Below are 25727 nucleotides of genomic sequence, written 5' to 3' on the forward strand. Positions count from 1 at the left end.
CCTCGATGGCAGACGAAGATACCCTCCGCGACTACCTGAAGCTGGTGACCGCGGACCTGCGGCGGACCAAGCAGAAGCTGCGGGAGATCGAGGACGGCGAGCGCGAGCCGATCGCGATCATCGGGATGGCCTGCCGCTATCCGGGCGGGGTGGCCTCGCCGGAGGACCTGTGGCGGTTGGTGAGCACCGGAACCGACGGCATCGGCCCGTTCCCGGACGACCGCGGTTGGGATCTGGCCGGGCTGTTCGATCCCGACCCGGACAACGCCGGCACCAGCTATGCCAGCGAGGGCGGTTTCGTGCCGGGGATCGCCGAGTTCGACCCGGTGTTCTTCGGGATCAGCCCGCGCGAGGCGGTGGCCATGGATCCGCAGCAGCGGGTGCTGCTGCAGGCCTGCTGGGAGGTCTTCGAGCGGGCCGGGATCGACCCGGAGTCGGTGCGCGGAAGCCAGATCGGCGTGTTCGCCGGCACCAACGACCAGGGTTATCTGGCCGTGGCCAACGCATCCCCGGTGGACGGGGAGGGCTACCTGCTCACCGGCGGCGCGACCGCCGTGGTGTCCGGCCGGGTGGCGTACACCTTCGGGCTGGAGGGCCCGGCCGTCACCATCGACACGGCGTGCTCGTCCTCGCTGGTGGCGCTGCACCTGGCCGCGCATTCGCTGCGTTCCGGCGAGTGCACGATGGCGATCGCCGGCGGGGTGACCGTGATGGCGACGCCGGGCGTGTTCACCGAGTTCAGCCGGCAGCGCGGGCTGGCCGCCGACGGCCGGTGCAAGTCGTTCGCCGCGGCGGCCGACGGCACCGGGTGGGCCGAGGGCGTCGGCGTCGTGCTGGTGGAGCGGCTGTCCGACGCGAAACGCAACGGGCACAAGGTACTGGCCGTGATCCGGGGCAGCGCGGTGAACTCCGACGGCGCCTCGAACGGCCTGACCGCGCCGAACGGACCGTCCCAGCAGCGGGTGATCCTGCAGGCGCTGGCCAACGCCCGACTCGCACCGTCCGATGTGGACGCCGTGGAGGCGCACGGCACCGGCACCCGGCTCGGCGACCCGATCGAGGCACAGGCACTGCTGGCCACCTACGGGCAGAACCGGGACCGGCCGCTGTGGCTGGGTTCGCTCAAGTCCAACATCGGGCACACCCAGGCCGCCGCCGGCATCGGCGGTGTGATCAAGACGGTGCTGGCGCTGCGGCACGGAATCCTGCCGCGCACCCTGCACGTCGACGAGCCGACCCCGGCCGTGGACTGGTCGGCCGGAGCCGTGTCGCTGCTCACCGAGTCGATGCCGTGGCCGGACACCGGCGCACCGCGGCGCGCCGGCGTGTCGTCGTTCGGGGTGAGCGGTACCAACGTGCACACGATCCTCGAGCAGGCACCGAACGAGGAGCCCACCGAGACCGCCGCCGCACCGGCGCCCGCGCTGGTGCCCTGGGTGCTCTCGGCCCGGACCGCGGATGGTCTGTGCCGGCAGGCCGAGGCGCTGATGTCCGTCGTGGACGAGGATCCGCTGGACGTCGGTTTCTCGTTGGCCACCACCCGGGCCGCGCTGGAGCATCGCGCCATGGTGCTGGCCGGCGACCGGGCCGGGCTCGCCGCGCTGGCCGCCGGCGCGGGTGCGGTGACCGGCGCGGTGCGGCCCGGCAAGGTGGCGTTCCTGTTCACCGGTCAGGGTTCTCAGCGGGCCGGCATGGGAGCTGAGCTGTACCGGGCGTTTCCGGTGTTCGCCGAGGCGCTGGATGCGGTGTGTGCGCGGTTCGACCTGGACCGGCCGCTGCGCGAGGTGATGTTCGGCGAGCAGGAGTTGCTCAACGAGACGGTCTACGCCCAGGCGGGGTTGTTCGCTCTTGAGGTGGCGCTGTTCCGGTTGTTGGAGTCCTGGGGTGTGACCCCGGACTTCCTGTTGGGGCATTCCATAGGTGAGTTGGCTGCCACATATGTGGCAGGCGTCCTGTCCTTGGACGATGTCTGCACCTTGGTCGCTGCCCGGGGCCGGTTGATGCAGGCGTTGCCCACGGGTGGGGCGATGCTGGCCGTGCGGGCGACCGAGGCCGAGGTCGCCGAGGCGATTGCCGGGCTCGCGGAGCGGGTGAGTATCGCGGCGGTCAACGGGCCGGCCTCGGTGGTGATCTCGGGTGATGCCGAGGTGATCGAGGAGCTGGCGCCGCGCTGGGAGAAGACCAAACGCCTCACCGTGTCGCATGCGTTCCACTCGCCGCACATGGAGCCGATGCTGGCCGACTTCCGTGCGGTCGCGGAAACCCTGACCTACCACCCACCCCAGATTCCCGTGGTGACCGCCGGGGACGTCACCGACCCCGAGTACTGGGTGCGGCACGTGCGCGATGCGGTGCGGTTCGGTGACGGGGTGGTCGCCTTGCGGGCCAAGGGGGTGACCCGGTTCCTGGAGTTGGGGCCGGACGGTGTGCTCTCGGCGCTGGTGCCGGACGGGGTGGCGGTTCCGGTGTGCCGGGCCGGGCGGGACGAGCCGGCCACGCTGCTCGCCGCCGTGGCCACCGCGTGGGCGCACGGGGTCGGCGTGGACTGGGCGGGGATGTGCGCCGGCGGCAAGCGCATCGATCTGCCGACCTACCCGTTCGCTCGGGAGCACTACTGGCCGGCGGCGCCGTCCTGGGCCGGCGACGTGTCGTCCGCCGGGCTCGGCGCCACCGATCACCCGCTGCTCGGCTCCGGCATCGGCATCGCAGACGGCGACGAATACCTGTTCACCGCACGGCTTTCCGCGCAGGCCCAGCCGTGGTTGGCCGAGGCGCCGGTGGTGCCGGGTTCGGCGCTGGTGGAACTGGCGATCCGGTCCGGGGACCAGGCCGGCTGCGGCCGGCTCGAACAACTGGACATCGAGACGCCGCTGGTCCTGCCGGAGCACGGGGCCCTGCAGGTGCAGCTGCGGCTCGGCGCGCCCGACCCGACCGGCACCCGGCAGCTGACCGTGCACGCCCGCCCCGAGGACCCGAGGCGCGACCGCGGCTGGTCCGCACGCCCGTGGACCCGGCACGGCACCGGAACCCTGACCCGGGCCGGATATGCCGTTGTCGAGGACCCGGAGTGCAGCGGCGGCGAGTGGCCACCGGAAGGTGCCCGGGACACCGACTTCTACACCGAGGTCCGGGTGCCGGCCGGGACCGAACGCGAGGCGGCCGGCTACGGCCTGCACCCCACGCTGCTGGACGCCGCGCTGCGGGCGGTCACCGGCGCGGAGAACTGGGCCGCGTCCTGGTCCGGTGTTTCGCTGTGGGCCACCGGCGCCGCCATGCTGCGGGTGCGGATCTCGCCGGCCGGGCCGGACGGCTTCGCCCTCCTCGCTGTGGACGGCACCGGGGCGCCGGTGCTCTCCGCCACCCGGGTGGTCCCGCGTCCGCTGCCCGCACGGGACCCCGCCGGGGACGCCGAGCACCTGTACCGGCTGGCCTGGGTTCCGCTTCCGGCCACCGAGCCGAGCGATGAGCCGGACGTCACCGTGCTGTCCGTCGACCGGTCCGGTGTGGACGGTGCGGCGGTGCGGGCCGCCACCACCGAGATCCTCACCGCCGTGCGGCAGTGGCTGGCCGGCGAACCCGGCGCGGCGCGGCTGGTCGTGCTCACCCGCGGAGCGGTCGCCGCCCGCCCCGAGGACCCGGCGCCGGACCCGGCCGGAGCCGCCGTCTGGGGGCTGCTGCGCTCGGCCCAGTCCGAGCATCCCGGCCGGCTGACCCTGATCGACACCGACGGCACGGAAGACGTGCCGGCCGCACTGGCCTGCGGCGAGCCGCAGCTCGCCGTCCGGGCCGGCATCCCGTACGCCGCGCGACTGCACCGGGCAGCCGCGCCGGCCGACCCGGTCGCACGCCCGCTCGACCCGGCCGGCACGGTGCTGGTCACCGGCGGAACCGGGATGCTCGGCGGGCTGCTGGCCCGGCATCTCGTCACCCGGCACGGCGTGCGAAACCTGGTGCTCACCAACCGAACCGGGCCGGCCGCGCCGGGCGCCGAAGCGCTCGCCGCCGCGCTGACCGGGCTGGGTGCCACGGTGTCCGTCGTGGCCTGCGACGGCGCCGACCGGGACGCGCTCGAGGCCGTACTTGCCGGCATTCCGGCCGAGCACCCGCTCACCGCCGTGTTCCACACCGCGGGTGTGGTGGCCGACGGCGTGCTGACCGCGCTCACCCCGGACCGGATCGGCGCGGTGTTCGGCCCGAAGGTGGACACCGCGCTGCACCTGCACGACCTCACCCGGGACCTGGAGCTTGCCGCGTTCGTGCTGTACTCCTCGATCGCCGGCACCACCGGCAGCCCCGGCCAGGCCAACTACGCCGCCGCCAACGCCGCTCTGGACGCGCTCGCCGAGCACCGGCAGCGCACGGGGTTGCCCGCGCTGTCGATCGCCTGGGGACCGTGGGACACCGAGGCCGGGATGCTCGGCGCGCTCGGCGAGGCCGACCGGGACCGGATCAACCGGTCCGGCTTCCCGCCGCTCCCCGCGGCGCAGGGCCTTGAGCTGCTGGACACCGCGCTCGCCAACGGCGCCCCGGCGGTGGTGGCCACCCGGCTGAACACCGCCGTGCTCGGTGCCGCGCCGCAGGCCGTGCCGCCGCTGCTGCACGACCTGGTCCGACCGGCCCGGCGGATCGCAGGTGGTGCGCCTGCCGGCGGCGCGCTGCGCACCCGGCTCGCCACACTGTCCACGGTGGAGCGCGAGCGGCTGGCGCTGGACCTGGTGCGGGCCAGCGCCGCCGTGGTGCTCGGATTCGCCGGACCGGACGCGATCGAGCCGGCCAAGGCGTTCGCCGAGCACGGCGTCGGCTCGCTGAGCGCGGTCGAACTGCGCAACCGGCTGGCCGCGGCCACCGGGCTGCCGCTGCCGCCCGCCGTGGTGTTCGACCACCCCACGCCGGCCGCGCTGGCCGCTCACCTGCTGCGCGAACTGCTCGGCGAGACCGCCGAGATCACCGTCACCGGACCGGCCACCGGCACCGACGAGCCGATCGCGATCATCGGGATGAGCTGCCGGTTCCCCGGTGGCGTGGACACCCCGGACGAGTTGTGGCGACTGGTCGCCGACGGCGTGGACGCGATCACCGCGTTCCCCACCGACCGCGGCTGGGACCTCGACGGCGCCGGCCCCGGCGCGGTCGGCGGGTTCCTGACCGACGTCGCCGGATTCGACCCGGCCTTCTTCGGGATCAGCCCGCGCGAGGCGGTCGCGATGGACCCGCAGCAGCGGCTGCTGCTGGAGACCGCGTGGGAGGCGTTCGAGCGGGCCGGGCTCGACCCCGCCGGGTTGCGCGGCGACCGGGTCGGCGTGTTCGTCGGCGCGGCAAGTTCCGCCTACGGTTTCGGCCAGTTCGACCTTCCGGCGGGCAGCCGGGCGCACCTGCTCACCGGCGCGGCGACCAGCGTGCTGTCCGGCCGGCTCGCCTACGCGTTCGGGCTGGAGGGCCCGGCGCTGACCGTGGACACCGCCTGCTCGTCCTCGCTGGTGGCCCTGCACCTGGCCGTGCAAGCGTTGCGGCAGAACGAATGCGCCATGGCGCTGGCCGGCGGGGTCACCGTGATGACCAACCCGGCCATGTTCGTCGACGGCCGCGAGGCCGGGGCGCTCGCGCCGGACGGGCGGTGCAAGCCGTTCGCCGCCGCGGCCGACGGCACCGGCTGGGGTGAGGGTGTGGGCCTGGTGCTGGTGGAGCGGTTGTCGGACGCGAAACGCAACGGGCATCGGGTGCTTGCGGTGGTGCGGGGTTCGGCGGTGAACCAGGACGGGGCGTCGAACGGGTTGACCGCGCCGAACGGGTTGGCGCAGCAGCGGGTGATCCGGCAGGCCTTGGCGAACGCCCGACTGGCACCGTCCGATGTGGACGCTGTGGAGGCGCACGGCACCGGGACGAAGCTGGGTGATCCGATCGAGGCGTCGGCGTTGCTGGCCACCTACGGGCAGGACCGGGACACCCCGCTGTGGCTCGGCTCGGTGAAGTCCAACCTCGGCCACACCCAGGCCGCCGCCGGCATGGCGAGCCTGATCAAGCTCGTACTGGCGCTGCGGCACGGCATGTTGCCCAAGACCCTGCACGTGACCCAACCCACCCCGCACGTGGACTGGTCAACCGGCGCGGTGCGGCTGCTGACCGAGCCGGTGCCGTGGCCGGCGGGCGGGCGGCCGCGCCGCGCCGCGGTGTCCTCGTTCGGCATGAGCGGTACCAACGCGCACGCCATCCTGGAGGAACCGCCCACGGCCGTGGTCCCGGACACCGCGCCCACCGGCATGGTGCCGTGGGTGCTCTCCGCCCGCACCGTCCCGGCGTTGCGCCGGGCTGCCGGCCGGCTCTTGGCTCAGCTGCGGGCAGACCCGGACATCGCCGACGTCGATGTGGCTCGCACGCTAGGTTCCCGTTCGGCGTTCGCTCATCGGGCGGCGCTGGTGGGGGAGTCCGAAGTTGTGCATGCGGGTCTGGCCGCGCTGGCGGCGGGGGAGCCGGCGGCGGGTCTGGTCACGGGTGCGGCCGGGGCCGGGCGGGTGGTGTTCGTGTTTCCGGGGCAGGGTTCGCAGTGGGTGGGGATGGCTCAGGGTTTGTTGGATTCCTCGCCGGTGTTCGCGGCTCGGATCGCCGAGTGTGCCGAGGCGTTGGCGCCGGTGGTGGATTGGTCGTTGCTGGAGGTGTTGCGCGGGGGCGAGTTGGACCGGGTGGATGTGGTGCAGCCGGTGTTGTGGGCGGTGTTGGTGTCGCTGGCCGAGGTGTGGCGTTCGGTGGGTGTGGAGCCGGACGCGGTGGTGGGGCATTCGCAGGGGGAGATCGCCGCCGCGGTGGTGGCCGGTGGGTTGAGTCTGGCCGATGGCGCGAAGGTCGTTGCGCTGCGGTCGAAGGCGATTGCCGAGCGGCTGTCCGGGTCTGGCGGGATGGTGTCGGTTGCCGCGCTGGTGGATCGGGTGCGCGAGTTGCTGGTACCGCACGGTGATCGGGTGTCGGTGGCGGCGGTGAACGGGCCGGCGTCGGTGGTGATCGCGGGGGAGCCCGGGGCGCTGGAGGCGGTGCTGGAGGCGTGCCGGGCCGAGGATGTTCGGGCCAAGCGGATCGCGGTGGACTACGCCTCGCACTCGGTGCAGGTGGAACGGATCCACGAGGAGCTGCTGGCCGCGCTGGGCGACATCGCGCCGCGATCGAGCGCCATACCGTTTCTGTCCACCGTGGACGGCGGGTGGGTCGACACGGCCGGGTTGGATGCCGGGTACTGGTACCGCAACCTGCGCCAGACCGTGCAGTTCGAGTCGGCCTCCCGAACCTTGCTGGCGGAGGGTTACCGGTTCTTCGTGGAGGTGTCGCCGCATCCGGTGCTGGTTCCCGCGCTCGGCGAGGTGGAGGGTGCGGTGGCGATCGGCACGCTGCGCCGCGATCAGGGTGGGCTCGACCGGTTCCTGACCTCGGCCGGCGAACTCTGGGCCCATGGCGGCCCGCTGGACCTGCCGACCGGAGCGCGGGCCGACCTGCCCACCTACCCGTTCCAGCACGAGCGTTACTGGCTGGAACCGGCCGCGAACGGTGTCGGTGACCTGACCGCCGCCGGGCTCGGCGGCACCGACCACCCGCTGCTCGGTGCCGCCGTGCCGCTGGCCGGCGGTGACGGCCTGGTGCTCACCGGCCGGCTGTCCGTCAAGGCCCAGCCGTGGCTCGCCGACCACGCCGTGCTGGGCACGATCCTGTTCCCCGGCACCGGATTCGTCGAGCTGGCCCTGAACGCGGCCGGGCAGGTCGGCTGCGCCCAACTCGAGGAGTTGGCCCTCGAGGTGCCGCTCACCCTCACCGAGCGGGGCGCGGTGCAGATCCAGGTCGTCGCCGGACAACCCGAGGAGGCGGGCCGGCGACGGCTGCGCGTCTACAGCCGCCCGGAACCGGACGCCCGGTCCGGCGAACTGCTCGGCGCCCAGTGGACCCGGCACGCCACCGCCACGGTCGCGCCCGGACCGGCCAGCCCGCCGGACCGGCTCGACCCTGGGGCATGGCCGCCGGCCGGCGCGGTCCCGGTGGACGTCGAGCGGTTCTACGCCGGCGCCGCCGACGCCGGATACGGCTACGGGCCGGCATTCCAGGCGCTGCGCGCCGCCTGGCACCACGACGGCGCGGTCTACGCCGAAATCGCGCTGCCGGAGCAGGTGCGGGCCGACGGGTTCGGCATCCACCCGGCGCTGCTGGACGCCGCGCTGCACGGCATCGGGCTGGTACGCGCGCTGCACACCGGCGACGACGCCACCCGGCCGGCCGAGCTTCCGTTCTCGTTCCGCGGGGTGCGGCTGCACGCCACCGGCGCGACCAGGGTCCGGGTCCGGCTGTCCACAAGCGACGGTGCGGCCGTACGCGCCCAGCTCACCGACGAGGCCGGCGAACCGGTCGCCGTGGTGGAGTCGCTGGTCTGCCGGCCGGTCGCCGCCGAGCTGGCCGGCGTGCGGCGCGGCCCGGCCGACTCGCTGTTCACCGTGGACTGGAGCACTCCGGTCGCGCCCGGCCCGGTGCCCGCCGCGGTCGCCCTGCTCGGCGCCGACGATCTCGGACTCGGCGCGGCCCTGAGCGCCGCCGGCTGCGCGGTCACCAAACACGACGACCTCACCTCGCTCGCCGGCGAGGGCCTGGTGCTGACCCAGTTCACCGGCGCGGACTCGGAAGCAGGCGACCCCGCCTCGGCCGCCGCGCTGGCCGCCCGGCGCGCGCTGGAGCTGGTCCAGACCTGGATCGCCGACGACCGGCTGGCCGGCTCCCGGCTCGTGGTGCTGACCAGGGGCGCGGTCGCCGCCGGCCCCGGCGAGGCCCCGGACCTGGCCAACGCCCCGGTGTGGGGGCTGCTGCGCTCGGCCCAGTCCGAGCACCCCGGGCGGTTCCTGCTGCTGGACGTGGACGGCGAGCCGGCCTCGCTGGACGCCGTGGCCACCGTCGCGGCCGCCGGCCCGGACGAGCCGCAGATCGCCCTGCGCGGCGGCGCGGCGTTCGCGCCGCGGGTGGTCCGGATGCCCCCGGCCGAACCGGACGCCACCACCGGGCTGGCCGAGACCCCGGGCCCGGTGCTGATCACCGGCGCGACCGGCACGCTCGGCGCCGAGCTGGCCCGGCACCTGGTCACCACGCACGGCGTGCGCCGGCTGCTGCTGACCAGCAGAACCGGCCCGGACGCGCCCGGTGCCGCCGAGCTGGTCGCCGAGCTGAGCGGACACGGCGCCGAGGTGACCGTGGCCGCCTGCGACGTGGCCGACCGGGACGCCCTGGCCCGCACCCTTGCCGAGCACCCGGTGACCGCCGTCGTGCACACCGCCGCCGTGCTGGACGACGGCGTGGTGTCCGCGATGACCCCGGAGCGCCTCGACACCGTGCTGGCGCCCAAGGTGCGCGGCGCGTGGAACCTGCACGAGCTGACCCAGGACAGCGATCTGACCGCGTTCGTGCTGTTCTCCTCGGCGGCCGGGGTGCTCGGCGGCGCCGGGCAGAGCAACTACGCCGCCGCCAACACGTTCCTGGACGCCCTGGCCCAGCACCGGACCGCGGTCGGCCTGCCGGGCGCGTCGCTGGCCTGGGGTCCGTGGGCGCAGCGCACCGGGATGACCGGCGAGCTGACCGACGCCGACGTGCGCCGGATCATGCGCACCGGCCTCACCCCTCTGTCCACTGTGGACGGAATGGCGCTGTTCGACGCGGCGAGCGCCGGAACCGGCCTGGTGGTGCCGATGGCGTTCAACGCCGGGGCATCCCGCGGCTCGGCCGCGGAGGTCCCGCCGCTGCTGCGCGGGCTGATCCGGGTGGGCCGGGGAGCCGGCGACGGCGCCGGCTCGGCCACGGCGCTGCGCCGCCGGCTGTCCGCCGCGCCGGACCCGGAGCGCCGGCGGGTGCTGCTGGACCTGGTCCGCGGTCAGGTGGCCACCGTGCTCGGCTACGCCTCCGCCGGCGCGGTGGACGCCCGCCGGGGCTTCCTCGAACTTGGCATGGACTCGCTGACCGGGGTCGAGCTGCGCAACCGGCTGGCCGCGGCCACCGCCCTACGGCTGCCGGCGACCCTGGTGTTCGACCACCCCACCGCGACCGCGCTTGCCGAGCACCTGGTGTCCCAGCTGGAACCCGAGCGGCCGTCGCCGGCCGCCGCGGCACTGGCCGAACTGGCCCGGCTGGAACGGGCGCTGGCCGCCCTGGACGCGGGCGACGAGGGCCGGGCCAAGGTCACCGCCCGGCTGCGCGCCGTGGTGAGCCGGTGGAGCACCGAACCGTCCGGGCCGGCCGGGTCGGACGACCTCGAGTCGGCCAGCGCCGAGGACATGTTCCGGTTGCTGGACGACGAGTTCTCGACTTCCTGAGGAGCACACACGATGGCGAACGAGGAGAAGCTCCTCGAGTACCTGCGGCGGGCAACGGCCGAGCTGCGCGAGGCCAAGGGCCGGGTGCGCGAACTGGAGCACGAGCCCATCGCCATCGTCGGGATGGGCTGCCGGTATCCCGGCGGGGTGCGGACGCCGGAACAGCTCTGGCAGCTCGTCGCGTCCGGAACCGACGCCATCTCCGGGTTTCCCACCGACCGCGGTTGGGACGCGGCCCGGACCGGCGCGCCGGCCCGGGAGGGCGGGTTCGTGCACGACGCCGCGCTGTTCGACCCCGGCTTCTTCGGCATCTCCCCGCGCGAGGCGCTGGCCATGGACCCGCAGCAGCGGTTGCTGCTGGAGACCTGCTGGGAGGCGATCGAGCGGGCCGGGATCGATGCGCGCTCGCTGCGCGGCAGCCGGACCGGGGTGTTCGCCGGCGCGATGTACCACGACTACGCGGCCAGCCTGCACGCCACACCCGAGGTGCTCGAGGGGTTCGTCGGCACCAGCAACGCGGGCAGCGTGCTGTCCGGCCGGGTGGCCTACGTGCTCGGCCTCGAGGGTCCGGCGGTCACCGTGGACACGGCGTGCTCGTCCTCGCTGGTGGCGCTGCACCTGGCCGGGCAGGCGCTGCGCCGTGGCGAGTGCACGCTGGCCCTTGCCGGCGGCGTCACCGTGATGGCGAGCCCGATGATGTTCTCCGGCTTCGAGTTCGACGAGGGCATGGCGCCGGACGGGCGGTGCAAGTCGTTCGCCGGGGCCGCCGACGGCACCGCGTGGGGCGAAGGGGTCGGCGTGCTGGTGCTGGAGCGGCTGTCCGACGCGCGGCGCAACGGGCACCCGGTGCTGGCCGTGCTGCGCGGCTCCGCGGTGAACTCCGACGGCGCGTCGAGCGGGCTGACCGCGCCGAACGGCCCGTCGCAGCAGCGGGTGATCGGGCTGGCGCTGGACAGCGCGCAGCTCACACCGTCCGATGTGGACGTTGTCGAGGCGCACGGCACCGGAACCCGGCTTGGTGACCCGATCGAGGCGCAGGCGCTGTTGGCCAGCTACGGCCAGGACCGGGAAACGCCGCTGTGGCTGGGCTCGATCAAGTCCAACATCGGCCACACCCAGGCCGCGGCCGGCGTGGCCGGGGTGCTCAAAATGATCATGGCGATGCGGCACGGGATCCTGCCGAAGACGCTGCACGTTGACGAGCCGACGCCGCACGTGGACTGGTCGGGCGGCGCGGTGTCCCTGCTGACCGAGCCGGTGCCGTGGCCGGAAACCGGAGCGCCGCGCCGGGCCGGCGTGTCGTCGTTCGGGGTGAGCGGCACGAACGCCCATGTGATCATCGAGCAGGCGCCCGAGCCCGCGCCGGTCGAGCCGGCCGAGCCGGCCGGCGCCGCGCCGGACGTGCTGCCCTGGCTGGTGTCCGCCCGGTCGGCCGCCGGGCTGCGTGCGCAGGCACGGCGGCTGGTGTCGTTCCTGGACGCGGAGCCGGACCTGGCCGCCGTGGACGTGGCGCGTTCGCTGGCCACCACCCGGGCCGCGCTGGACCACCGCGCGGTGGTGCTTGCCGGCGACCGGGCCGACGCCGTGGCCGGGCTGTCCGCCGTGGCCGCAGGCGAGGACAACGCCATCGTGCGGCGCGGGTACGCCGCGCCCGGCGAGCTGGCGTACCTGTTCTCCGGTCAAGGATCGCAGCGGGTCGGCATGGGCCGGCAGCTCTACGAGACCCATCCGGTGTTCGCAGAGGCGTTCGATGCGGTGTGTGCGCGGTTCGATTTCGACCGCCCGCTCAAGGAGATCATCTTCTGCGACTCCGAGCTGCTGAGCCAGACCATGTACACCCAGGCGGGGCTGTTCGCCGTGCAGGTGGCGCAGTTCCGCCTGTTGGAGTCCTGGGGGATGACGCCGGACTTCCTGTTGGGTCATTCCATAGGTGAGTTGGCTGCCACATATGTGGCAGGTGTCCTGTCCTTGGACGACGTCTGCATTCTTGTCGCTGCGCGCGGAAAGTTGATGCAGGCGCTGCCCGGCGGCGGGGCGATGCTGGCGGTGCAGGCAACCGAGGACGAGGTCGTGGCGGCGATTGCCGGCCTGGAAGACCGGGTGAGCATCGCGGCGGTCAACGGGCCGGCCTCGGTGGTGATCTCGGGTGACGCCGAGGTGATCGAGGAACTGGCGCCGCGCTGGGAAAAGACCAAACGCCTCGCCGTGTCGCACGCGTTCCACTCGCCGCACATGGATCCGATGCTGGCCGAGTTTGCGGCGATCTGCGAAACCCTGACCTACCAACCGCCCCGGATCCCGGTCGTGACCTCCGGCGAGGTGACCGACCCGGAGCACTGGGTGCGGCACGTCCGCGACACGGTCCGGTTCGCCGACGGCATCGCGTGGCTGCGTGCGCAGGGTGTCGCCACGTTCGTCGAGTTGGGCCCGGATGGCGTGCTCTCCGCGATGGTGCCGGACGGGATCGCCGTGCCGGTGAGCCGGGCCGGGCGGGACGAGACCGAAACCGTGCTCGGCGCGCTGGCCACCGTGCACGTGCACGGCGTGGACGTGCGCTGGGACCGGGTGTTCGCCGGCTGGGGCGGCCGCCGGGTCGACCTGCCGACCTACGCCTTCCAGCACGAGCGGTTCTGGCCGGTCGCCGACCGGCCCGCGACCCCGGACAGTGGCGATGGCGAGTTCTGGGCCGCCGCGCGGGACCGCCGACTCGCCGACCTGCTCGGCCTCGCCGAACCCGCCCTTGATGCGGTCGCCCCGCTGCTGGCCGACTGGCACGAGCGCCGGCAGGAACGGTCCACAGTGGACGGATGGCGATACCGGATCGCCTGGCGGCCGCTGGCGGCCCCGGACCGCCCGGCGCTGTCCGGAACCTGGTGGATCGTCGCGCCGCCCGGTGCGGACGAGGCGCTGGTCAGGCACTGCGCGGCCGCGGTGACCGAACACGGCGGCAGCGCGGAACTGGTCGACTCCGGGGAGATCGCCGCCCGGCTGGCCGAGACCGGCCCGCCCGCCGGCCTGCTGTCCCTGCTGGCCCTTGACGACTCGGACCACCCCGACCACCCCGGCGTCCCGGCCGGGCTGCTCGGCACCCTGTCCCTGATCCAGCAGGACCTTCCCGCTCCACTGTGGACGGTCACCCGTGGTGCGGTCGCCGTGGCGCCGACCGAACAGCCGGCCGGTCCGGCCGGGCACGCGGTGTGGGGGCTCGGCCGGGTCGCCGCCCTCGAGCACCCGGCGCGCTGGGGCGGCCTGGTGGACCTGCCCGCGAACCTCGACGACCGGGCCCGCGCCGCGCTCGCCGGGCTGCTCGCCAAGACCGGCGCCGAGGACCAGGTCGCCATCCGTCCGGCCGGTGCGTTCGCCCGGCGGTTGCACCGGGCGCCGGCCACCGGCCCGGCGCCGAGGGAGTGGCGGCCGAGCGGGACGGTCCTGATCACCGGCGGCACCGGCGCGCTCGGCGGCCAGGTTGCCCGCTGGCTGGCCGGCCGGGGCGCCGGGCACCTGCTGCTGACCAGCCGCCAGGGACCCACCGCGCCGGGTGCGACCGAGCTGGTGGCCGAGCTGAACGAGTTGGGCGCCAAGGCCACCGTGGCCGCGTGCGACGTCGCCGACCGGGACGCGCTGGCCGGGCTGCTCGGCCAGATCCCGGCCGAGCACCCGCTGACCGCGGTCGTGCACGCCGCCGGGGTCGGCGACATCACCGCGCTCGCCGACACCACGCCGGACCGGCTGGCCGCCGTACTGACCGCCAAGGTGGCCGGCGCGGTCAACCTGGACACGTTGTGCGACAACGACTCCGTCGAGGCGTTCGTGCTGTTCTCGTCGGCCGCGGCCACCTGGGGCGGCGCCGGGCAGGGCGGCTACGCCGCCGCCAACGCCTACCTGGACGCGATCGCCGCCCGGCGCCGGTCCCGCGGTCGCCCGGCCACCTCGATCGCCTGGGGCACTTGGGCCGGTGCCGGCATGGGCGAGGGCGGCACCGCCGAGCAGCTGCGCCGGCGCGGCGTGCTCACCATGCCCCCGGAGCTCGCGCTGCGCGCGCTGCGGGACGCGGTGGAGCACGGCGACACCTGCCTGACCGTGGCCGGCATCGACTGGTCCCGGTTCGCTCCGACGTTCACCCTGGCCCGGCCCAGCCCGCTGCTCGCCGACCTGCCGGACGCCCGCCCGCCCGCGCGGGAGACCGCCGCGGAACCGGCCGGCGCGGCCGAACTGCGCGGCCGGCTCGCCGCGCTGCCCGCCGGGGACCGCGCGGCCGCGCTGCTCGAGCTGGTGCGCGACCAGTCGGCGATCGTGCTCGGCCACGCCCGCGGTGCCGACATCGAGGCCGAGCGGGCGTTTCGCGACCTCGGGTTCGACTCGCTGTCCGCGGTGCAGCTGCGGGACCGGCTCGGCGCGGTCACCGGGCTGGCGCTGCCCGCGACCACCGTGTTCGACCATCCGACCCCGGCGGCGCTGGCCCGGCTGCTGCAGGCCGAGCTGTTCGGCGCGGAAACCGCCGGTGACAGCGAGGAGGACCGGATCCGCGCCGCCATCGCCGGCATCCCGCTGTCCCGGATCCGCGAGGCCGGCCTGCTGGATCTCCTGCTGCGTCTGGCATCCGGGGAGCACGCCGCCGCCCCGGCCGGTGCAGACGATCTCGACCTGATGGACGGCGAGAGCCTGCTCGCGCTGGTCGCCAAGGGGGAGGACCCGCTGTCATGAACGCCACCATCGACCAGTACGTCGACGCATTGCGCCGCTCGGTGAAGGAGACCGAGCGGCTCCGGGCGCTCAACCGGGAGCTCGTCGCGGCGAACAGCGAGCCGATCGCGATCGTCGGGATGAACTGCCGGCTGCCCGGCGGGGTGGACTCACCGGACGCGCTCTGGCGGCTGGTGGAGTCGGGCGGCGACGGCATCTCGGTCTTCCCGGACGACCGCGGCTGGGATCTCGGCCGGCTCTACGACCCGGACGCCCGGCGGCCCGGTACCTGTTACTCCCGCGAGGGCGGCTTCCTGCCCGACGCCGGCCGGTTCGACCCCGGCTTCTTCGGCATCTCCCCGCGCGAGGCGCTGGCCATGGACCCGCAGCAGCGGCTGCTGCTGGAGACCTGCTGGGAGACGATCGAGCGGGCCGGGATCGACCCGTTTTCCCTGCGCGGCACCAGGACCGGGGTGTTCGTCGGCGGAACCACCTCCGGTTACGGGATGAGCGGCGCGCTGGCCGAGGACGTCGAGGGGCACATCCTGATCGGCGGTGCCAGCAGCGTGCTGTCCGGCCGGGTCGCCTACACGTTCGGGCTGGAAGGGCCCGCCGTCACCGTCGACACCGCCTGCTCGTCCTCGCTGGTCGCGCTGCACCTGGCCGGGCATGCCCTGCGGCACGGCGAATGCACGATGGCGCTGGCCGGCGGGATCACCGTGATGGCCACCCCGGCCGCGTTCATCGAGTTCAGCCGGCAGGGCGGGCTGGCCCCGGACGGCCGGTGCAAGTCGTTCGCCGCCGCGGCCGACGGCACCGGCTGGAGCGAGGGCGTGGCGCTGCTGCTGGTCGAGCGGTTGTCCGACGCCCGGCGCAATGGGCACCCGGTGCTGGCCGTGATCCGCGGCTCGGCGGTGAACCAGGACGGCGCGTCCAACGGGCTGACCGCGCCCAACGGCCCGGCCCAGCAACGGGTTATCCGGGACGCGCTGGCCGCTGCCGGACTTGCACCGTCCGATGTGGACGCCGTGGAGGCACACGGCACCGGGACCACGCTCGGCGACCCGATCGAGGCGCAGGCGTTGCTGGCCGGCTACGGCCAGGACCGGGAGCGACCGCTGTGGGTCGGCTCGCTCAAGTCCAACATCGGGCACACCCAGTCCGCCGCCGGGGTGGCCGGTGTGATCAAGATGGTGCAGGCGATGCGGCACGGCGTGCTGCCCAGGACCCTGCACGTGGCCGCGCCGACGCCCCATGTGGACTGGTCGGCGGGCGCGGTGTCGCTGCTCACCGAGGCGCAACCGTGGCCGGACACCGGTTCGCCCCGTCGCGCGGGCGTGTCGTCGTTCGGGGTGAGCGGCACCAACGCACACGTGATCGTCGAGGCGACGCCGGAGCCGGCCGCCCACCCGCCGGCCGCCGAACCGGTGCTGCTGCCGGTGCCGGTCTCCGCGAAGTCCGAGCCGGGGTTGCGTGGCCAGGCCGAGCGTCTCGGCGAGTTCCTGGCCACCGGTGATCCGGCCGTGGCGGACGTCGGGTTCTCGCTCGCGACCACCCGGACCGCCTTCCAGCACCGGGCCGTGGTGCTTGCCGACGACCTCGCGGGGCTGCGCACCGGGCTGGCCGCGATCGCCAGTGGGACCACCGATCCCGGCGTGGTGCGCGGCACGGCGACCACGGGCAAGGTGGCGTTCCTGTTCACCGGCCAGGGTTCCCAGCGCGCCGGGATGGGCAAGGCGTTGTACGAGGCGTTTCCGGTGTTCGCCGAGGCCCTCGACGCGGTGTGCGCGCGGTTCGATACCGAACTGGACCGTCCGCTGCGCGAGGTGATGTTCGGCGAGCCCGAGTTGCTCAACGAGACGGTGTTCACCCAGGCCGGGTTGTTCGCGCTCGAGGTGGCGTTGTTCCGGTTGGTTGAGTCGTGGGGGATCGTTCCGGATTTCCTGTTGGGCCATTCGATCGGTGAGTTGGCTGCCGCACATGTGGCTGGTGTCCTGTCCTTGGACGATGCCTGCACCTTGGTCGCTGCCCGGGGAAAGTTGATGCAGGCGTTGCCGGCCGGTGGCGCGATGTTGGCGGTACAGGCGACCGAGGCCGAGGTGGCGGCGGCGCTGACCGGGTTCGAGGACCGGGTGAACATCGCGGCGGTCAACGGGCCGACCTCGGTGGTCATTTCCGGGGATGCGGACGCGATCGAGGAACTGGGGCCGCGCTGGCAAAAGACCAAGCGGCTGACCGTCTCGCACGCGTTCCACTCGCCGCACCTGGATCCGATGCTGGCCGAGTTCCGGACTGTTGCCGAAACCCTGACCTACAAACCGGCCCAGCTCCCGGTCGTGGCCAACGGTGATCTGCTCGACCCCGAGTACTGGGTGCGGCACGTGCGCGACACGGTGCGGTTCGCCGACGGCGTCGGCACGTTGCGGGACAACGGGGTCGGCACCTTCGTCGAGCTGGGACCGGACGGCGTGCTCTGCGCGATGGCCGGGCAGTGCCTGGATGAGGACGAGGACACCGCCCTGGTGCCCGTGCTGCGCGCCGGATCCGAGTCGGCCTGGCACGGCCTGGCCCGCCTGTATGCGCATGGCGTCGGGGTGGACTGGTCCGCCGTCTACGCCGGGGCCGGCCGGAGGATCGAGCTGCCCACCTACGCGTTCCAGCGCGAGGAGTTCTGGCTGCGGCCCGCCGCCCCGCCGGCCGAGGACCGGCACGACGGCTGGCGGTACCGGATTGGCTGGACCGCCCTGCCCGAGCCCGCCGCACCGCCCGTGCTGTCCGGAACCTGGCTGCTGGTGGGTCCGCCGGACCGGGCCGTGACGCAGGCGCTGACCGGGCACGGCGCCACCGTGGTGACCGTGACCGGTACTGGCGAGGATCGGGCCGCCGTTGCCGAACTGCTGCGCACGGCGGCCGGCGCGGAGCCGGTCGCCGGGGTGCTGTCGGTGCCGGCCGGCGGGATCGGGACGACCGTGACGCTGGTGCAGGCGCTCGGTGACGCGGGGATCGACGCGCCGCTGTGGCTGGTCACCCGGGCCGCGGTGTGCACCGGGGCCGGCGACGGGCCGCCGGACCTCGCCGCCGCCCAGGTGTGGGCCCTCGGCCGGGTGGTCGCCCTGGAACACCCGCGCCGCTGGGGCGGGCTGGTGGACCTGCCGGCCGAACTGGACGACCGGGCCGGGTGGCGGCTGGCCGCCGTGCTGGCCGGGATCGGCGCCGAGGACCAGGTCGCGGTGCGCCCCGCCGGGCTGCTCGGCCGCCGGCTCGCCGCCGCGCCGGCCGGCCCGGCACCCGAGACCTGGAGTCCACACGGGACGGTGCTGGTCACCGGCGGTACCGGGCCACTCGGCGGGCATGTGGCCCGGTGGCTGGCCGGACGGGGAGCGCCGCACCTGGTGCTGGCCAGCCGGCAAGGGCGGGCCGCGGCCGGTGCCGAGGAGCTGGTCGCCGAGCTGACCGAACTGGGCGCGACGGTCACGGTGGCGTCCTGTGACGTCGCCGACCGGACGGCGCTGGACGCGCTGCTGGCCGAGCACCCGCCGACCGCGGTCGTGCACGCCGCCGGGGCGGGCGAGTTCAACTCCCTGGAACAGACCACGCTCGACGAGTTCGCCGCGATCATGCGGGCCAAGGTGACCGGGGCGATCAACCTGGACGACGCCCTGCGCGGCGTGCCGTTGGAACAGTTCGTGTTGTTCTCCTCGGTGTCCGCTGTGTGGGGCAGTGGCGGCCAGGCCGCCTACGCCGTGGCCAACGCGTTCCTGGACGCGCTGGCCGAGCGGCGCCGGGCCGAGGGCCTGGCCGGCACCTCGATCGCCTGGGGTCCGTGGGCCGGCGCCGGCATGGCCGGTCCCGCCGAGACCGCCGAATACCTGCGCAAGCGCGGCCTGGTCACGATGGCGCCGGACCTGGCGGTGGCCGCGCTGGCCAGGGCCGTCGACCACGGTGACGGCTGCGTGGCCGTCGCCGACGTGGACTGGCCCCGGTTCGCCGGCACGTTCGCGGCGGCTCGGCCGGCTCCGCTGCTCGACGATCTGCTCGCCGCGCCGGCCGCCGAGACCGTTGCCGGCCCGCCGTCCGAACTGGCCGGCCAACTGCTTGGCCTGCCCGAGCCCGAGGCCCGGCGGCGCCTCGGCGAGATCGTCCGGACCGAGGTGGCCACCGTGCTCGGCCACGCCGGGCCGGAGGCGGTCGAGCCGCGCAAGGCGTTCACCGAGCTGGGTTTCGACTCGCTCACCGCGGTCGAGCTGCGCCGGGCGCTGAACGCCGCCACCGGCCTGCGGCTACCCGCGACGCTGGTCTTCGACTACCCGACCCCGGCCGCGCTCGCCGAGCACCTGCGCGCCGAGCTGCTCGGCCTGACGTCCACAGTGGACACCGTGGTCACCCACGACCACACCGGCGAGCCGATCGCGATCATCGGGATGAGCTGCCGGTTCCCCGGGGCGGTGCGCACCCCGGAGGAGCTCTGGCAACTCGTCGCCGAAGGTGCCGACGTGATCTCCGAGTTCCCCACCGACCGCGGCTGGGACCTGGCCCGGGTGTTCGACCCGGCCGGCGCGGACGGCACGTCCTACGTGCGCGAGGGCGGGTTCCTGTCCGGCGTGGCCGAGTTCGACCCGGTGTTCTTCGGGATCTCCCCGCGCGAGGCGCTGGCCATGGATCCGCAGCAGCGGCTGCTGCTGGAGACCTCGTGGGAGGCGGTCGAGCGGGCCGGGATCGACCCAACCTCGTTGCGGGGCAGCCGAACCGGCGTGTACGCCGGCACCAACGGCCAGGACTATCTGGTGCTGCTGGCCGGCTCCGACGCGGTCGCCCACGCTGGCACCGCGAGCCACGCCGGCATCGGCAACGCCGCGTCGGTCATGTCCGGCCGGGTCGCCTACGCGCTCGGGCTGGAGGGCCCGGCGATGACGGTGGACACCGCCTGCTCCTCGTCGCTGGTCGCCCTGCACCTCGCGGCCCGGGCGCTGCGGTCGGGGGAGTGCGGGCTGGCGCTAGCCGGCGGGGTGACCGTGATGACCACGCCGGGGGCGTTCGTCGAGTTCAGCCGGCAGCGCGGGCTGGCCGCCGACGGCCGGTGCAAGGCGTTCGGTGCCGCCGCGGACGGCACCGCCTGGGGCGAGGGTGTCGGCATGGTGCTGCTGGAGCGGCTGTCCGACGCGAAACGCAACGGGCACCCGGTGCTGGCCGTGATCCGCGGCTCGGCGGTCAACCAGGACGGCGCGTCCAACGGGCTGACCGCGCCGAACGGGCCGGCGCAGCAGCGGGTGATCCGCGCCGCGCTGGCCGACGCCGGGCTGGCACCTTCCGATGTGGACGTCGTGGAGGCGCACGGCACCGGGACCGCGCTCGGCGATCCGATCGAGGCGCAGGCCCTGCTGGCCACCTACGGCCAGGACCGGGACCGCCCGCTGTGGCTGGGCTCGATCAAGTCGAACATCGGGCACACCCAAGCCGCCGCCGGGGTGGCCGGGGTGCTCAAGATGGTGCTGGCGATGGCCAACGGGGAACTGCCGCGCACGCTGCACGCCGACGACCCGTCCCCGCACATCGACTGGCCGGCCGGTGCGGTCGCGCTGCTCACCCGGGCGCAACCGTGGCCGGACACCGGCGCGCCGCGCCGGGCCGCGGTGTCCTCGTTCGGCATGAGCGGCACCAACGCCCATCTGGTGCTCGAGCAGGCCCCAGCGGCCGAGCCGGCCGGGCCCGCCGAACCGGCCGTCCGGCCGGGCATACCGGTGCCGTTGCCGCTGTCCGGCCGCACGGCCGAGGGCGTGGTCGCACAGGCCGCCCGGCTGCGCGAGTTCCTCGCCGAGGACGCGGTGGATCTTGCCGATCTGGGGCTGTCGCTGGCCACCACCCGGGCCGCGCTGGACCACCGCGCCGTGCTGCTCGCCGGCGACCGGGACGCGGCGCTACGCGGGCTGGACGGCCTGACCGGCGCCGTGCGCGGGGTGGTCACCGAAGGCGGGCTGGCGTTTCTGTTCACCGGTCAGGGATCGCAGCGGGTCGGCATGGGCCGGCAGCTCTACGACACCTACCCCGTCTTCGCCACCGCTTTCGACGCCGTGTGTGCCCGGCTGGACACGGAACTCGAGCGCCCGCTGCGGCAGGTCGTGTTCACCGACTCTGATCTGTTGAACCAGACCGTGTACACGCAGGCGGGGTTGTTCGCGCTTGAGGTGGCGCTGTTCCGGCTGGTGGAGTCCTGGGGTGTCGCCCCGGACTTCCTGTTGGGGCATTCCATCGGTGAGTTGGCTGCCACATATGTGGCTGGTGTGCTGTCCTTGGACGATGTCTGCGTTCTTGTCGCTGCGCGCGGAAGGTTGATGCAGGCCCTGCCCGGCGGTGGGGCGATGCTGGCCGTGCGGGCCACCGAAGCCGAAGTGCTGGAAGCGATTGCCGGGCTCGAAGATCGGGTGGGGATCGCGGCGGTCAACGGCCCGACGTCGGTGGTCATCTCTGGGGATGCGGACGTGGTCGCGGAGTTGGCGCCGCGCTGGGAGAAGACCAAGCGGCTGACGGTCTCGCACGCCTTCCACTCGCCGCACATGGACCCGATGCTGGCCGAGTTCCGGGCCGTTGCCGAAACCCTGACCTACCAGCCGGCCCAACTCCCGGTGATCACCTCCGGTGACGTGACCGACCCGGAGTACTGGGTGCGGCACGTGCGCGATGCGGTGCGGTTCGGTGACGGGGTGGCCGCCTTGCGGGACAAGGGGGTGACCCGGTTCCTGGAGCTGGGGCCGGATGGCGTGCTCTCGGCGCTGGTGCCGGACGGGGTGGCGGTTCCGGTGTGCCGGGCCGGGCGGGACGAGCCGGCCACGCTGCTCACCGCCGTGGCCACCGCCTGGGTGCACGGCACGCCGGTCGACTGGGCGGCAATGTTCGCCGGCTGGCCGGCCCGCCGCATCGACCTGCCGACCACCGCGTTCGCCCGGGACCGGTTCTGGCCGCGACCGGGCTCCTGGGCCGGCGACGTCAGCTCGGCCGGGCTCGGTGTCGCCGACCACCCGCTGCTCGGCGCCGGCGTCGCCCTCGCCGACGGGGACGGCTGCCTGTTCACCGCACAGTTGTCCGGGCGGTCCCAGCCGTGGCTCGCCGATCACGTGGTGCACGGCGAGATCGTGCTGCCGGGCACCGCCCTGGTCGAGCTGGCCGTCCGGGCCGGCGACCAGTACGGCTGCGGGACGCTCGACGAGCTGGTGCTGCACACCCCCCTTGTGCTGCCGGCCGAGGGGGCCGTGCAGGTCCAGGTCAGGGTCGGCGCCGAGGACGAGGACGGCGCCCGCCCGGTCGCGGTGCACGCCCGGCACCGCGAGGACGAGGCGGCGCCCGGCTGGTCGGATCGCCCGTGGACCCGGCACGCGACCGGTCTGGTCCGCCCCACCGCGGATCCCGTTGCCACGGACGGGCTCACGCCGTGGCCGCCGTCCGGCGCGCAGGCCGTGTCCGTCGACGGGATGTACGCCGCGCTGGACGCGATCGGCCTGCGCTACGGCCCGGTGTTCCAGGGCGTGCGGGCGGCCTGGACGCTGGGCGAGGACGTGTTCGCCGAGATCGCCCTGCCCGAGAGCGAAGCGACCGTGGCCGCGCGGTTCGGCCTGCATCCGGCCCTGCTGGACGCCGCGCTCCAGTCCGTCGCCGTGCGCGCGCTGGCCCACACCGAGGGCCAGGCGCCCCCGGCCGGGCTGCCGTTCTCCTGGGACGGCGTGACGCTGTGCGCCTCCGGTGCGACCACGCTGCGGGTCCGGGTGTCGCCGGCCGGACCGGACGGGGTTTCGCTGGTCGCGGTGGACGGCGCGGGCGCACCGGTGGTGTCGGTGCGCCGGGTCGTGCTGCGCCCGGTCGCCGCGCACCGGCCGGCCGCAGCCGCCGCCCCGGATTCGCTGTACCGCGTGCACTGGACCACCGTCCCCGCCCCGGATGCGATGGTCGCGCCGCTCGGCGTGCTCGGCCCGGATCCACTCGGCGCCGGTGCCGCACTGGGTGTCGACGTGCTCCCGGCCGAGCCGGACCCGGTGCCGCCGTACCTGCTGCTGCCCGTGGCCGGTGAGTCCACTGTGGACACGGTGACCGGGGTGCTCGACGCGGTGCGGAACCGGTTGGCAGCCGACGCCACCCTGGTCTGCGTCACCAGCGGCGCGGTGCTCGCCGACCCCGGCGACCGGCTCACCGATCCGGCCGCCGCCGCGGCCCTCGGGCTGCTGCGCAGCGTCCAGTCCGAGCACCCCGGCCGGGTGGTGCTGATCGACGTGGACGCCCGGGCCGAGTCCTGGGCCGCGCTGCCCGCCGCGCTGGCGCTGGACGAGCCGCAGGTGGCCATCCGGGCCGGATCGCTCGCCGTGGCCCGGATCGGCCGCGCCGATACCGAACTGTCCGCGCCGGCGAGTGGGAACTGGCGGCTGGCCGTGACCGAGCCGGGCACCCTGGCGAACCTCACCCTGGCCCCGGTGTCCGATGTGGATGATCCCCTTGCCGAGGGCCAGGTCCGGGTGGCCGTGCGGGCCGCCGGGCTGAACTTCCGCGACGTGCTCAGCGCGCTCGGCATGTACCCGGGCGAGGTGGTGATCGGCGGTGAGGGCGCCGGGGTGGTCGTGGCCACCGGGCCCGGGGTGACCGGACTCGAGCCGGGCGACCGGGTGCTCGGCCTGTTCGCCGGGGCGTTCGGGCCGATCGCGGTGACCGACCACCGGCTGCTGGCCAGGATGCCCGACGGCTGGTCGTTCACCCAGGCCGCGTCCGTGCCGATCGTGTTCGGCACCGCCTACTACGGGCTGGTGGACCTGGCCGGGTTGACCGCAGGCGAGTCGGTGCTGGTGCACGCGGCGGCCGGCGGGGTCGGCATGGCCGCCGTGCAGCTGGCCCGGCAGCTCGGCGCCGAGGTCTACGCCACCGCGAGCCCGGGCAAGTGGCCCGTGGTCCGCGAGCTGGGCGTGCCGGCCGAGCACATCGCCTCCTCCCGGGACGCCGGCTTCGAGTCGCGGTTCACCGAGGTCACCGCGGGCCGCGGGGTGGACGTGGTGCTCGACGCGCTGGCCGGTGACCTGGTCGACGCCTCGCTGCGGCTGCTCCCGCGCGGCGGACGGTTCCTGGAGATGGGCAAGACCGACGTCCGGGACCCGGACGCGGTGGCCGCACGACACCCCGGCGTGCGGTACCGGTCGTTCGACCTGGCCGAGGCCGGGCCGGACCGGATCGGCGAGATCCTGGCCGAGCTGATGGCCCTGTTCGCCTGCGGTGCGCTGCGGCCGCTGCCGGTGTGCACCTGGGACGTGCGCGCCGCACCGGCCGCGTTCCGGTTCATGAGCCAGGCCCGGCACGTCGGCAAGATCGTGCTCACCCTGCCGCGCCCGCTGGACCCGGTCGGCACCGTGCTGGTCACCGGCGGCACCGGCACCCTGGGCGCGCTGCTCGCCCGGCATCTGGTCACCGCGCACGGGGTTCGGCACCTGCTGCTGACCAGCCGACGCGGCACCGCCGCCGAAGGCGCCGAGGCGCTGCGCGCCGAGCTGACCGGGCTGGGCGCCGAGGTCACGATCGCCGCCTGCGACGTGGCCGACCGGACGGCGCTCGCCGGGACGCTGGCCGCGATCCCGGCCGAACACCCGCTCACCGCCGTGTTCCACACCGCCGGGGTGCTCGACGACGGCATCGTCTCCGCGCTGACCGCCGAGCGCACCGAGGCGGTGCTCGCCGCCAAGGCCGGCGGCGCCGCGCACCTGCACGAGCTCACCGCCGGGCTGGACCTGGCCGCGTTCGTGCTGTTCTCCTCGGTCGCCGGCACGCTGGGCAGCTCCGGGCAGGCCAACTACGCCGCCGCCAACGCCTTCCTGGACGCGCTGGCCCAGCAGCGGGTGCTGGCCGGACTGCCGGCACATGCGCTGGCCTGGGGTCCGTGGCAGGTGGACGGCGGCATGCTCGGCGGGATCGGCGCGGCGGACCGGGACCGGATCCAGCGCTCCGGGCTCACCCCGCTCACCGCCGAACGCGGGCTCGCGCTGCTGGACGCCGCGCTCGCCAAGGCCGGCCCGGTGCTGATCCCGGCCGACCTCAACCACGCGGCCCTCGCCGCCGCTGCGGACGCGCTGCCGCCGCTGCTGCGCGGCCTGGTCCGCGCCGGGCGCCGGGCCGCGAGCACCGGACCGGGCGCGGGCGGGCCGAGCCTGGCCGACCGGCTCGCCGTCGTGCCGGCGGCCGAACGCACCCGGCTGGTCCTCGAACTGGTCCGGAGCAACGCCGCCACCGTGCTCGGCTTCGCCTCGGCCGAGGCGATCGAGCCGGGCCGGGCGTTCCAGGAGTTGGGCTTCGACTCGCTGACCGCGGTGGAGATCCGCAACCGGCTGTCCGCGGTCACCGGCACCCGGCTGCCCCCGACCCTGATCTTCGATCACCCGACCCCGGCCGCGTTGGCCGGCCATCTGCTCGCCGAGGTCATGCCGGCGGCGCCCAACCCGGCCACGCTGGTGCTGGCCGAGTTGGAGCGGATGGCCGGCGTGGTGCCCGGACTGGATCGGGTCGAACAGGACAAAATTCGCGCCAGGATGGAAGCATTGCTGCAGCGGTGGGCCGAACCGGACCGGGTGGCCGACGACCGCGACGTCGAGTCCGCGACCGAGGAGACCATCTTTGACCTCATCGATTCCGAACTGGCGGAAACGGCGGGTTGACCGTGGGAGAGGGGACCCCTATCGCACGAATTCCGCGCACACGCGTCCGAGCCTC

General features: G+C 74.6%; 3 protein-coding genes. All 3 read left to right on the top strand.

What is annotated here, in order from left to right; translation table 11 throughout:
- Positions 1 to 5: 5 nt before the first annotated feature.
- The 3 genes from VFV67_RS08890 to VFV67_RS08900 are packed head-to-tail and all read left to right on the top strand — an operon-like array spanning position 6 to position 25672.
- Positions 6 to 10319 (top strand): type I polyketide synthase, encoded by a 10314-nt coding sequence (locus tag VFV67_RS08890; protein ID WP_326468680.1) that lies wholly within the window; start codon positions 6 to 8, stop codon positions 10317 to 10319.
- A gap of 12 nt (positions 10320 to 10331) precedes the next feature.
- On the top strand, positions 10332 to 15023 hold the full coding sequence (locus VFV67_RS08895; protein ID WP_326468681.1) for a type I polyketide synthase: 4692 nt from the start codon (positions 10332 to 10334) through the stop codon (positions 15021 to 15023).
- Entirely contained in the window at positions 15020 to 25672 is a 10653-nt protein-coding gene (locus tag VFV67_RS08900) for an SDR family NAD(P)-dependent oxidoreductase (RefSeq protein WP_326468682.1), read from the top strand. Before VFV67_RS08895 ends, VFV67_RS08900 begins: the two co-directional genes overlap by 4 nt.
- Positions 25673 to 25727 lie beyond the last annotated feature (55 nt).

Source organism: Actinophytocola sp., assembly GCF_035762905.1.
Lineage (GTDB): Bacteria > Actinomycetota > Actinomycetes > Mycobacteriales > Pseudonocardiaceae > DASYTH01.

Bases quoted from the DNA above. Each gene is read 5' to 3' on its own strand.
- VFV67_RS08890 (WP_326468680.1), top strand. From the start codon at position 6: ATGGCAGACGAAGATACCCTCCGCGACTACCTGAAGCTGGTGACCGCG.
- VFV67_RS08895 (WP_326468681.1), top strand. From the start codon at position 10,332: ATGGCGAACGAGGAGAAGCTCCTCGAGTACCTGCGGCGGGCAACGGCC.
- VFV67_RS08900 (WP_326468682.1), top strand. From the start codon at position 15,020: ATGAACGCCACCATCGACCAGTACGTCGACGCATTGCGCCGCTCGGTG.